The organism is Dyadobacter sp. (genome assembly GCF_051859145.1).
Lineage (GTDB): Bacteria > Bacteroidota > Bacteroidia > Cytophagales > Spirosomataceae > Dyadobacter.
Genome location: NZ_JBHYGF010000591.1, coordinates 6,993 through 19,493, shown reverse-complemented (window position 1 = coordinate 19,493; position 12,501 = coordinate 6,993). Strand labels below are relative to the sequence as shown.

Sequence of the window (12,501 nt, the reverse complement as noted above, 5' to 3'; positions counted from 1 at the left end):
TGTGAGCAAGCTCAGGATATCCCTGAAAAGATTTGAAAAATAAACAATTTCCTTCTCCGTATCCTTTGGCTGAAGTATTTCCAGATCAACCAGTCCCTGGCGGAAAGTAGCGGGATCATTCAATTTTTCGGGCTCAGCCAGATCAAAATACGGAACGTAAAACGATTCCGGAATTTCCTTAATGCAGCCAAAATCAATGGCGATCAGGTTATCCTGCTCGTCGATCAGGAAGTTGCCCGGGTGCGGGTCAGCATGGACTTTCCGTAGCTGGTGCACCTGGTACATATAGAAATCCCAAAGCGCCTGCCCGATCTTATTGGCCAGGGCTTGATCCGTGTTTGTTTTGCAAAACTCAGATAAATGCCTGCCCTGCATCCAGTCCATCGTAATCACGCGCTCGCACGAAAATTCGGGATAGTAAGACGGGAAACGCAGGTTTGGAATGTGCGCGCAAGCTTCGGCTATTTCGGTACTACTCGCAATTTCCAGGTTATAATTCGTCTCTTCCGTCAGCTTCGTCTCAACTTCTTTGAAATATTTGTCCGAATCTTTCGCCTGGATATTGAACATTTTCATCGCAATCGGCTTCACCAGCGCGAGATCAGAAGAGATACTCTCAGCCACGCCCGGATACTGGATCTTCACAGCCAGCTCTTTGCCGTTTTTAGTCGCTTTATGAACCTGACCGATACTCGCTGCATTGATTGCATTCGGGTTGAAGCTGTCGAACAAATCGAGCGGTGATTTACCAAAATACTTCCTGAAAGTTTTAATCACCAGCGGCGCAGAAAGCGGGGGTACTGAAAATTGCGACAGCGAAAACTTTTCGACGTAAGCCTGCGGAAGAAAATTCTTCTCCATACTCAGCATTTGCGCTACTTTCAGGGCGCTGCCTTTCAGGTTTTTCAGACTGTCATAAATATCCTCTGCATTATTCGTGTTCAGATTGTCACGCGCCGATTCAGGGTTCGTGATTTTTTCCCCGTAATATTTCAAATAGTTACCCCCGATTTTCACACCGGTTGTAATCAATTTAGTGGCACGCCGAATTTTAGAGGTGGGTATACTATCAATCGTCTCCATTCCTACCTCAGCTTTTCTTTAAAAATGAATTTTCCAAAATCAATCACACTTTCGAGCGGACTTGTATCAATCAGATCGAATGTCGCGCGGATTGATTTTTCAATGAAAAGATCTGTTTTTTCAAAACCGATAGATTCGTCGTCGAGCCAGAATTTCAGTGTAACCAAAAACTGTATCCACGCGCCTTCCTCCAATGCATCCTGCTGCGCCTTGCGAATGCGCTCGCTCCTGACTTTAAGGTAACCTTCGCTGATCTGCGAGGTAAATGCCTTGAAATTCGTCCTGAAATCTTTGAGCTTCATCAGCCCGCTCAGCCTGTTTTTGTTTTCCTGCAATGAGAAAATCACAAAGCTGCGGTTGGCGGTCAGAATCTCGAAGTACGTGTAGTAGTAAGTCAGGAGTTTATCCCTGAAACTCAATGTATCCACTTCGCCGCTCTGATCAATCAGCTGAACGGCCAGTTTGTGAAAGCTCACATAAACGGATCTTTCAACTGCGTCAATCGACGAAAAGTGTTTGTAAAAATCCTTTTCAACAATACCGTTTTGCTTGCAGAACAAGTACACCGATTCGGGCTTCTTGTTGTTTTCAAGACAGTATTGCATGAATAACTCAGTAATTCTATCGGAAGTAATTTCCTGTGCAGCAGCCGGAAGTTCTTTTAGTCTAGTCGCCATTGTTAGTTTGGATTAGCACAAAAATGTCTACACCCAATAACGTAAACGGCGGCGTAATCGTGCCAGTTTTGCAGCCTGAATACCGCAAAGTTTCACCCAAATACGTTCATCTTCAGGAAGTCGTTTGCAAATTTTCCTTTGGGATCATATTCTTTGGCCAGCTTCCTGAAATCGGCCAGCTTCTCGTATCTTTTTTCAAGAAGCTCGGGCGCAATGCTGAAAAGCTTTCCCCAATGCGGCCTTACATTGAATGGTGCTAACTCCCGCTCGATCACAGGTAGTAACTTGCTCACAGCCGGCCAATCCTGTTTCCACGTAAAATGGATCGCCACCGAATCCTGTTTATAAGCCGGGCTGAGCCAGAGATTATCCGCCGCGATCGTGCGGATTTCGGAAGTGAGTAAGTGCGGTGTAATCTGTTTTCCGAGTTTGGAAACTGCCATAATCGCTTCAACTGCATTCCTGCGCGGCACGAAGTACTCTGATTGCAACTCTTTACCGCTGCTCGGCGTGAAGCCCATTTTGAAATGCGGCATCCGCTCGTACCAGGGACCGGCCACGCCCATTTGTTCGGTACAGTTTTCGGCGGAGAGTTCTGGGATCGGGTGCAGGTTTTTGGTAGCAAGTCTGGCACCGAAAAATTCCTTTTCAGGTTTGAATGCGTCGCTGCCTTCCTTGTACTTCACCCAAACCTCAGCAATATCCTGATTTGCCCAGTTTGTAAACAAACTCACACTATATCCGCTGGATTCGATTTTCTCGAAATTGTCTTTCAGCTGGCTCAATGGAAGGTTTTCAAACACATATTGCCCCATCATAAAAGTAGGCTCCACGTCCAGCGTCACTTGTGTAACTACGCCCAATGCACCGAGGTTAACCACTGCCGCATTGAATTTTTCCCCATCATTTTTCCGGCTCAGCTTTATTACTTCCCCATTTGCAGTGACCATTTCCAATGCAGCCACCGCAGTAGAAAGGTTTCCATTCTCATCACCCGATCCGTGCGTGGCAGTAGCACAAGCGCCCGCCACCGAAATGTGCGGCAGCGACGCGAGGTTATGTAATGCAAAGCCTTTTTGATGTAAAACCGGACTCAACTGGCCGTATTTCAAACCTCCATTAACAGTTACCGTCTTGGCTTTTTCGTCCAGTACAATCTGCTGCTCAGCGTCTGTTACGGAAATAAACTGGTCTTTCGTATCGGCAATATTGTTGAAGCAATGCCGGGTGCCGAGCACTTTTAGCTTCGGGTATTTGGTTACAATATCTTTAACCTGCTGTACATTCCTGGCTGCATCGAGCTTGTTGGTGCTGTATTCCAGGTTACCAGCCCAGTTTTTCATTTTTTCATCTGCTGCCCAGCCGATAAGCGGACGGATTATAGGAGCTGCCATTAATGTTGACGATAGTTTGATAAAAGTTCGCTTTTTCATAAGAGAAGCTGCCGGGCCGGTTATATGATTTTACCCCAAATTAATTGAATAATTCGAAATCGCAGCAGCTCCTTCTTAATGCATTTTGTCGAGCGTATTTTTGAGGATTGAGATTGCTTCTGTCATTTCTGTTTCACTCAAATTACCAAAACCCAGCCGCACCGCGCTCAGCTTTCCGGTCTGGAATAAAAGGGTTTGCGGAAGATGCAGGTTTTCTTTCAAACAAGCTTTACTCACGCGCATCAGGTTGATATCCTTGCGCCACTCTGTCCAGAAAGCGAGTCCGCCGGGTGGTGATTTGAAAGTCAGATATTCATGCAAATGCGTTTCCAGCTGCATGGCAAGAAAGTCGCGGCGCTGGTGGTAGGTTTTCTGCGCTTTTTTGATGTGCCTTTGTATCTCGCCCTCGTCGAGCATTTCACCAAGCGCCTGCTCCATCATTAAGTCGCCCTGCCGGTCCATAATGCGGCGTAACTTTCCTAGCTCAGCGATGAGATTGGCAGGCGCAACCATGTAACCCGACCGCAACCCGGGCGCAAGTGCCTTGCAAAATGAGCCGATATATACCACCATCCCAGCGCGGTCGGCACTGGCAAGCGGCAGCACCGGACTACTGTTATAATGGAAATCGTAATCGTGATCGTCTTCCAGGATGATAAACCCGTATTTTGCCGAGAGCCCCAGCAGCTCCATTCTCCGCTCAGCGGAAAGCGTAACGGTAGTCGGATAATGGTGGTGCGGCGTGAGGTACAGCATTCTAATCGGCGTGGTTTCACACAATTTCCGAAGTGCCTCGACCGAAATTCCGTGGCTGTCCACCGGACTCGAAAGGATATTCGCGCCGGCATTTTGAAAAATCAGATTGGCCGTGTACTAACTCAAATCGCCCACTACTACCCTGTCGCCGCGCTTGATAAGCAGCGACGAAGCCAGGTAAATTCCCATTTGAATGCCGCGCGTAGTCAGGATATTATCTGCGTGGATGTGCAGGCCGCGCGTATTATTAAGGTAAGTCGCCAGCTTTTCCCTGAAATATACATTGCCCTCTACATGCGAGTAACCCAGGTATTTGCGGCTGTTTTTCCTGCGCAAAACGCCGGAGTAGGTTTTGGCGAGTTTATCCAGCGGCGCGAGCCGCACATCGGGCAGTCCGTCGGTGAATTCCAGCTCCACATTGGAAACGGAAACCGGGCGATCGAGCAACATACTTTTTTCAAATGCAAACCCGGCTGCCTGCGGGTAGCTGACCAGATCTTCGGCATTGAAATTCAAATTCTTACCCCCAAAATCCTGAGAGCGATATGTAACGTAAGTACCCTTGTTGGGCAGCATTTCAATCCAGCCCTGCGCGTACAGTTCCTGGTAAGCGGCTACTATCGTTTTGCGGTGTACATTGAGCGTTTCCGCCAGTGCGCGCGTACCCGGAAGCCTGGCACCATTTGCAAGTAACCCGCGCTGGATCGCATTGATCATTTTATGCGCGATTTGCAGGTACACCGGCGTGCCGGAAAGGCGGTCGAGCAGGATTACATTTCGGAATGGTATTTCAACCGGACTATTCATTAGTTTAAAACCGGAGTATTTGGACGGTCCGGCAAGGTAGTAGTTTTGTTCGTAAGGGAGGAAGGAGGATGGAGGAAAGGGAGGATGTTTTAATTCATTTTATTTATGATTCGATTTTATTTTTCAATTGCTGTTTTGGTTTTTGTTGCTGCGCGGCTGCGGGCTCAGGAAATTTCTTTGGATCCTGTGACTGTTACTTCTTCTATCGTGGAGAAACGGGCTTCGGAGACGGGGCGGAATATTGCGGTGATCAATGGGGCGGCTTTTCAAAACCTGCCGGTGCACAGTATCGACGACCTGCTCCGGTACGTGCCGGGCGTGGAAATCCAGGCGCGCGGACCAATGGGATCGCAAAGCGACATTGTACTTCGCGGAGGCACTTTCCAGCAGGTACTGGTAATCCTCGACGGGATCCGGCTCAATGATCCGAACACGGGACATTTCAACAGCTACATTCCCATTTCCCCCTCTGAAATCGAGCGAATAGAGGTTCTGAAAGGCGCTTCTTCGGCCATTTATGGATCTGATGCGGTGGGCGGGGTTGTTCACGTGATCTCAAAAACTTTTGCCGCCCGGTTAATGCACGGTTATGAAGATACCCCGGGCACGAAAACGAATGTGAATGCGCGTGTTTCTGCCGGGCAGTATGGTTTACTGAATGCAAGTGCCGGCGCTTTTTACCAGATCAACAAACTGGCAGTTTCGGGCGGGGTGTTGTCAAACAATGCAACGGGCGTTCAGCAGCGCGGTACCAAAGGCTATTTTCACAACAATACTGCTTCGCTCTCGCTGAATTACTGGCTTTCTGATGCGTGGAATGTAGCAGTACGCAGCTCTTACGATCACCGGGATTTCGCTGCGCAGAATTTTTATACAGTGCTAAAATCAGATACCGCAAGTGAAAAGGTAAAAACTTCCTGGAACCAGCTGCGGCTGGGCTATCAGAAGAACAAAAGTACATTTGCAGTCAATGCGGGCTATAAGTTTGTGGAAGATACCTATGCATTTAATCCGCATGCAGTGGCGAATAACAGCAAGTCGCGGCTGTGGCAGGGGCTTGCTACCTGGCAGCAGGCTTTTTCGCCGGCTACTAGTCTGATCGGAGGATTGAACTACCAAAACCGGAATATCCAATCAAACGACCGGGGAAATCATTCCATTCACCAGCTTGCGCCGTTTGTATCCCTGGTTCAGAGTTTTGGTAAAAATTTCACGGTAACGCCTTCCGTTCGCATTGACTGGCGGCAAAGTATCGGCACGGAAGCTGTTCCGCAAATTACTTTATCCTACAAAAAAGACAGCTGGCAGCTGCGCGGCAGTGCGGGTAAGACAATCCGAGACGCCGATTTTACAGAACGTTTTAATAACTACAACAAAGCACTGGTAACCGGTGGCAATGTGGGAAATCCCGATTTGAAAGCTGAACGTTCTTTCAGCTATGAAGTGGGTGCAGACTGGTTTTTGACCACCAATAACACTTCGCAACTCAAACTCTCGGGTACCTTTTTCCAGAGGCTGCAAAATGACCTGATCGATTATGTTACCACACCTTACGCGCAAATGCCGCGCAAAGACAATCTTTCGCCCACAGGAAACTTCGGACTTGCACTGAATATTGCCGAGGTGAATACAACCGGCTTTGAACTCGACATTCAATCTGCCAGCAATATCGGCGCTGATCAGAAACTGCTCCTGAATGCAGGCTTAACGTGGCTCGACAGTCAGAACAGCAACCAGGTACCTTCATTTTACGTATCCTCGCACGCCAGGTTTTTGTTCAACTTTTCAACTACTTACCAGGTAAAAAGCTTTTCGCTGAGTTTGAATGGTTTGTACAAACAGCGGGCAGCCCGCGAGGCTTCGGCGATTGAAGCCAGTATTTCGAAAAACTATTTTATCCTGAATGCGCGGGCGGAATATGCGTTTTTGAATAGAATGCTGGCAGTTTTCGTGCAGGCAGATAATGCATTTGACACAAAATACAGCGACTTACTGGGTGCAAAAATGCCCGGCCGCTGGGTTTCGGGCGGGGTACGGTTCAATCTGATAAAGTAGCGAAATCGTTATTGAGGCGCAGTTCGTATATTCAGGAGTTAACAATCACTTATGATTCCTGGTAAACGAATTGCGCTTTCTCTTTTTATGATCCTGGCAAATGCTTTTAACCAAAATCTCTTTGCCGGGAAAAGCGCCGGATTACCTGAATCCTCCAAAATGAATGTATACTTCATCAGTGGCCTCGGCGCGGATAAGCGGGTTTTCGACAAACTTAACCTTGACGATAAGATCCAGGTCAACCACATTCAATGGATCAAACCGCAGCGAAAGGAAACACTCGCCCATTACGCCGAGCGACTAATTGCGCAGATTGATACAACGAAACCGTTCAAATTGGTCGGCTTGTCTTTCGGCGGGGTGATTGCCAGCGAGATTTCGCGGATTGTGCAGCCGGAGCAGATTGTGCTTATTTCGAGTACGTCGGTGGGAATTCCGGTTTCTGCATTCAATCGCGGGTTGATCAAATTTCTGCTGCTTTCTCCATTTGCAGCGCCGGTTTTGAAGTCGACCAACAAGTACGTTTATAGATATTTTGGTGCAGATACCCCCGAACTCCAAGCTTTGCTCAAAGCAATTTTTCATGATACCGACAGTAAATTCCTGAAATGGGCGCTGGTAAGAATGAGTACCTGGGAACGGAAAACGAAGGCCGCCAATATATTTCACATTCACGGAAGCGCCGACAAGCTGATTTCGATCAAGCTGGTGCAGCCGGATGTAGTAATCGAAGGAGCGGGGCATTTAATGGTTATGCGCAGGCTGAGGAGATTTCCAGCATTTTGAACAAAAAGTTGCTGGAACAGTAACTAATCCCAGCTGTTCACCAGGACAATCTTCCCGATATGTCCGCTGCTTTCCATTAACTCATGCGCCCTGGCAGCTTCATGGAGCGGGAACTGACGATAGATAACCGGCTTAAAAGATCCGTTTTCAAGCACCGGCCAAACTTTTTCCCTGATTTCCGACGCGAGCCTGGTTTTGAATTCATTCTCCCGGTTCCTCAATGTACTGCCGGTAATGGTGAGCCGCTTTCGCATAATCAAACTGAAATCCACCTGGTCCGACTCTGATTTCACCTTGCTTCCGCAGCAGCCTGATATTTTTCGGTATATAGTCGCCGCCGATCATATCCAGGATTACGTCCACACCTTCGTTTTTCAGGGTTTCTTCAAAATCTGCTTCTTTATAGTTGATGCAGATATCGGCGCCGAGGTCTTGACAAGCTTTGCATTTTTCGGCTGAACCGGCTGTTGTAAATACCCTGGCATCGAATGCTTTTGCAAGTTGAATAGCTGTGATACCAATTCCGTGCACGAGTAAGTGTTCACCTTCTTTGAAATTACCTCTCTGAAATACATTGTGCCAGACCGTGAACACAGTTTCCGGCAAAGAAGCCGCTTCTGCAAAGCTGAAACCGGCAGGTACCGGCAGACAATTTCCCGCCTGCGCCACCGCATATTCGGCGTAGCCGCCGCCTGAGAGTAATGCACAAACCTGATCGCCTGGCTTCCAGTCAGCAACTTCGCTCCCTATCTGCTCGATCACGCCCGCAACTTCTAGCCCGGGTATATCCTGGGGCGCCCCGACTGGCGGCGGGTATTTGCCTTGTCGCTGCATTACATCGGGTCTATTGATCCCAGCTGCATATACTTTGATGAGTACCTCGGTAGCTTTCGGCTCGGGAATCTCCTTCTCGCGCATTTGCAAAACTTCGGGTGCGCCAGGCTGCGTGATTACGACGGCTTTCATGCGGGATACTTTCGGTTTTGGTTAATAGATTTCCTTTCCAAAAGGTGTAAATGACAAGCTCATTAATTTGAAATGCTGCTTGGCAAACGGTAATCCGATGATGGTAATGGCAAGAATTATTCCAAAAACCAAGTGCGTCAATGCGATCCAGATCCCACCAAGTACAATCCAGAGAATGTTAAAAATAGTTGACAAGCAACCTGTGTTACCCGGCACTTCCCGCACATTTTGACCAAATGGAAATAATGTCAGAAATCCGATTTTGAAACACTGAATGCCAAACGGGATACCGACGATCGTCAGACAGAGCAAAAAGCCTGAGATCATGTATTCGAGAAAAACAATAAAGCCGCCGAAAATAAGCCAGATGATGTTTCCGATGAGGTTCATAGCCGGGAAGTTTAGTTGTGCGATTGATTATTCAGGTCGCATAAAACTAGCAATGCAGCGGCTCAGTGTTCCGGGTTTGTTACAGGCGGTCGGGTGCGCCAGTCACTGGAAATATCGGCTGATTGCCAGTTTTTAATTTTAAGTAAATCAAAAAACCGGGTCTCCTCAATCTCGCGGACCTGGCCCGGCGGCAAATCGCCCAATTCGAGATCTTCGATACTTACCCTGACCAGCCGCTTGCACCTGTGTCCGGCGGTACGCACCATTTTGCGGATCTGGTGGTATTTACCTTCTGTCAATGTGATTTTCAGCCAGGTATTCGGCACATTTTCCCAGGTTTCATTTGGGTGTCTGGTTAAAATTGCGGGCCTGTCTATAATCTCGACTTCGCAGGGAGAAGTAATGTATTGCGCGCCGCCTTTTATTTCAATCCCGATCCCGTTACGCAGCAGTTCCAGGGTTTGCTCATTGACGTGGTGACCTACATTGACCCAGTAAGTACGCCGGTGCGGCTCTTCTCCTGTAAAAAGCAGCCTTGTCACGCGTTTGTTGGTAGTAAGTATCAGCAAACCTTCCGACTGGCTATCCAGCCGCCCTATGGCGTGGGTACCCGGCGGAAAGTCAAAATCCAGATCCCCCAGTAGCCCAACCGCATCCGTGCTGACGAACTGGGAAACCATATTTGTGGGCTTATTGATTATAAAGTAACGGTGAGGCGGTTGGGTCATTTGTGAAGTTACTTATTCTCCGCAATAATGCATTTAATAGTTTCGATCACGTTTCCCAATCTAAAATAGATATCCTCATTCGTAAATCGTATCAACCGAATTCCAAATTCCTCAATCAAGCTGGTTCTTAATTGATCCCACTCCCTATTTTCCTCCAATGAATGAATTGATCCGTCAACCTCGATTACCAGTTTCAAAGAGTGACAATAGAAGTCAGCGATAAAGTAATTCAGAGGATGCTGTCTTCTGAATTTCACTCCCAACTGTTTATTGGATAGCTTCTCCCAAAGGAGCTTTTCCGCTCTGGTTTCGCTTTTTCTGAGCTGCTGAGCCCTGGCAAAGGTTATCGGACCAGCGCCGTAGTGCATTGTCATAGTGCATGTTATTGCCCCCTGCCCCTGAAGGGGAGTTGATGGGGGAAATTAAAATCTTAATCAAAGCAAAACAAAGTCCCCTAACAGGGGGTTTTGGGGGTCTCTTTCCGATCAGGTTCCCCGCCGGCGATTTAAACTTGCAGACGATAAATTTGCTTTCGCGAAGGTGTTAACCATTGTTATAGTGCATGTTTTTGCCCCCGGCCCCTGAAGGGGAGTTGATAGGGAGTGAAAAAGAAAGTCCCCTGCCAGGGGATTTAGGGGTCCTCTCCCCCATCAGGTTCCCCCTGCGCTTTAAACCGGCAGACGATAAACTTGCTTCCCCGAAGGTGTCAACCAGCGTCATAGTGCATGTTTTGCCCCCGGCCCCTAAAGGGGAGTCAATGGGGAATTAGAAATCCATAGTCAAAGCAAAAGAAAGTCCCCTACCAGGGGATTTAGGGGTCCTCTCCCCCATCAGGTTCTCCGCCTGCGCTTTAAACTTGCAGACGATAGATTTGCTTCCGCGAAGGTATCAACCAGTGTCGTAGTGCATGTTTTACCCCCAGCCCCTGAAGGGGAGTCAACGGGGAAATTAAAATCTTAATCAAAGCAAAAGAAAGTCCCCTGCCAGGGGATTTAGGGGTCCTCCCCCATCAGGTTTGATCGAAAATACCTGAAATTTCAGCGACTATCGATTCAATTATCCGTAGTAACATTCTGGTCTATTCAACGGTGCCCCTTCTCATAATGAGCCCGCAGCAAATCTTCTCCAAAATCATTGGTAAGATCCCTCACAACGGAATGGATATGATTACCGCCGTTTTGGGTGTTGTCGAATTCGATCAGGAATGTGGGGCCGTGAATGCGGTAGTAGTGGCCGTGGCCTGCGCCTATCACTGGTTCGTGGTCGCCCATCCAGGCGAATTGGATTTTGTTCAAACCCGCTTTTTCAAGTTCCGACCACTGTTGATTTTTGAGCGTAACGTGGTAGCGTTGCAGGTAAACCATTATCAGGTCTTTAAACGTCGCTTTCTGCGCTGCGTTCAGTTCTTCCATTGCTATCCCTTCTATTTTTTCAAGAACCACTTTCCGGGAATTGGAAGTAAATATTTCATTCGGTGCTTTGGAGCCCAGATCCGCCTTTTTCTGCTGGGCTTCTGTGAGACTATGCAGCAATTTGAATGCAATCTCCTGTTCATCCTTAAAAATAACCGTGCCTTTTTGCGGTACATCGGCAAGCACTTTTCCAGGGTTGCTCCCCATAAAACTGGGTGTGTAGGTAATGTGGTTTTTGATGGATGAAAAATGGAGTGATAAATGGTGTCCCTCTACGCGCCAGCCCCAGGGATCGCTGCCAGGCTTGCCGAAGATCAGGAATGCATAATTTTCGGGATCACGGTACGTATCGTTTGCAGGGCGGGTTTCTACAACCCTGAGTACATTTTCAAGATCAATAATCTGCTCCGCTTTACTATACCCTTCCTGGCTCAGCACAACTCTTACCAGCGCCATGGCGGCCTTCCGCTGATCTGCATTCATTTGTTTGAATGTAAGTCCCTTTCTGGCGCGGGGTGTGAAGTTCCAGTCAAAACGGGCGGAATCCTGGTAAGATAGTAGCGCCTGCTTTTGCTGGTCAGCGCTGAGCGATTTCAGGAATACATTAACCGCAGCCTCCATTTGCTTCACCAGCTTTTCGTCAGGCTGTGATTTGGCTCCCTGGGCGACAACTTGCCCGGTAAGCAGCGCCCCGCCAAACAGGAGCGCTATTATGATCATTTTAAATCCTGAGTACCTCATCGTAGCGACTGGTTGAGAATGTGAAATCTCCGTTTGTAAAAAGAAAGGAATAGCTGGAAAGAAACTACCATCATAATGCAACCAGTCACAGAATGTTCTATGTCAGTGCCGAAGGGAATTGCGGGAAACAGACTAGTTTTACTGCAATAAGACAACGATATGATGAATTGGGATAAACTGCTTTCCGCCAAACGATGGGGAAGCGAAGACAAATACAATGCAAATCCGGCCGAAGCCAGGTCAGAATTTCAGCGCGACTACGACAGGCTCATTTTTTCTTCTCCTTTCCGAAGACTTCAAAATAAAACGCAGGTATTCCCCCTGCCGGGGAGTGTATTTGTGCATAACCGGCTTACGCACAGCCTGGAAGTAGCAAGTGTAGGCAAATCGCTCGGCAGGATTTTCTATAACAAACTCTGCTCCGATGACAGTGAAATTGATGTTAAATATCCATTGATCAGCGAGATAGGAAATATTGTTTCCGCTGCTTGCCTCGCCCACGATCTGGGTAACCCGGCTTTCGGACATTCGGGAGAAGCGGCGATTTCGCATTACTTCACACACGACGATGGATTACAATACAAGTCGCAGGTAACAGAGGCACAATGGGCAGATTTGATCCATTTTGAAGGAAACGCAAATGCATTCAGGATACTCACACACCCCT

At 47.9% G+C, this 12,501-nt stretch carries 12 protein-coding genes and 1 pseudogene; 3 read left to right on the top strand and 10 right to left on the bottom strand.

The annotated features are described in order from the left end of the window. The 4 genes and pseudogenes from ACTIE6_RS25840 to ACTIE6_RS25825 form a co-directional block, all read right to left on the bottom strand. Positions 1-1,083, bottom strand: a 1,083-nt coding sequence (locus tag ACTIE6_RS25840) for an ABC1 kinase family protein (protein ID WP_439559369.1), incomplete at its 3' end; no start/stop codon positions are given. Positions 1,084-1,085: 2 nt separating this feature from the next. Continuing rightward, positions 1,086-1,760 (bottom strand): TetR family transcriptional regulator C-terminal domain-containing protein, encoded by a 675-nt coding sequence (locus ACTIE6_RS25835; RefSeq protein WP_439559368.1) that lies wholly within the window; start codon positions 1,758-1,760, stop codon positions 1,086-1,088. Positions 1,761-1,852: 92 nt separating this feature from the next. Beyond that, positions 1,853-3,193, bottom strand: coding sequence for a D-arabinono-1,4-lactone oxidase (locus tag ACTIE6_RS25830; protein WP_439559367.1), 1,341 nt, complete (start codon positions 3,191-3,193; stop codon positions 1,853-1,855). Positions 3,194-3,268: 75 nt separating this feature from the next. Continuing rightward, positions 3,269-4,756 (bottom strand): annotated as a pseudogene (locus ACTIE6_RS25825) (PLP-dependent aminotransferase family protein). A 105-nt stretch (positions 4,757-4,861) separates the two neighbouring features. Between ACTIE6_RS25825 and ACTIE6_RS25820 the strand changes: the two are divergent. Beyond that, on the top strand, positions 4,862-6,811 hold the full coding sequence (locus ACTIE6_RS25820; RefSeq protein WP_439559366.1) for a TonB-dependent receptor plug domain-containing protein: 1,950 nt from the start codon (positions 4,862-4,864) through the stop codon (positions 6,809-6,811). A gap of 51 nt (positions 6,812-6,862) precedes the next feature. Further along, positions 6,863-7,597 (top strand): alpha/beta fold hydrolase, encoded by a 735-nt coding sequence (locus tag ACTIE6_RS25815; protein WP_439559365.1) that lies wholly within the window; start codon positions 6,863-6,865, stop codon positions 7,595-7,597. A 23-nt stretch (positions 7,598-7,620) separates the two neighbouring features. On the opposite strand, the gene ACTIE6_RS25810 is transcribed toward ACTIE6_RS25815, so the two are convergent. From ACTIE6_RS25810 to ACTIE6_RS25785, 6 genes are all read right to left on the bottom strand, one after another. Next, positions 7,621-7,851 (bottom strand): zinc-binding dehydrogenase, encoded by a 231-nt coding sequence (locus tag ACTIE6_RS25810; RefSeq protein WP_439559364.1) that lies wholly within the window; start codon positions 7,849-7,851, stop codon positions 7,621-7,623. Beyond that, the gene (locus ACTIE6_RS25805) at positions 7,799-8,563 is read right to left on the bottom strand and encodes an NAD(P)H-quinone oxidoreductase (RefSeq protein ID WP_439559363.1); all 765 of its coding nucleotides are present in this window, start codon (positions 8,561-8,563) and stop codon (positions 7,799-7,801) included. The genes ACTIE6_RS25810 and ACTIE6_RS25805 overlap by 53 nt, the downstream gene beginning before the upstream one ends. A 21-nt stretch (positions 8,564-8,584) precedes the next feature. Next, positions 8,585-8,953, bottom strand: coding sequence for a YccF domain-containing protein (locus ACTIE6_RS25800; RefSeq protein WP_439559362.1), 369 nt, complete (start codon positions 8,951-8,953; stop codon positions 8,585-8,587). Between the two features lie 62 nt (positions 8,954-9,015). Continuing rightward, positions 9,016-9,681, bottom strand: coding sequence for a pseudouridine synthase (locus tag ACTIE6_RS25795; protein ID WP_439559361.1), 666 nt, complete (start codon positions 9,679-9,681; stop codon positions 9,016-9,018). 8 nt (positions 9,682-9,689) lie between these two features. Beyond that, entirely contained in the window at positions 9,690-10,049 is a 360-nt protein-coding gene (locus ACTIE6_RS25790) for an endonuclease domain-containing protein (protein WP_439559370.1), read from the bottom strand. A gap of 714 nt (positions 10,050-10,763) precedes the next feature. Next, positions 10,764-11,813, bottom strand: a complete 1,050-nt coding sequence (locus tag ACTIE6_RS25785) for a DUF3500 domain-containing protein (protein WP_439559360.1) — start codon at positions 11,811-11,813, stop codon at positions 10,764-10,766. Between the two features lie 180 nt (positions 11,814-11,993). Here ACTIE6_RS25785 and dgt point away from each other — a divergent pair. Continuing rightward, positions 11,994-12,501: dGTP triphosphohydrolase (dgt, locus tag ACTIE6_RS25780; RefSeq protein ID WP_439559359.1), on the top strand; the 508-nt coding region annotated here is incomplete at its 3' end.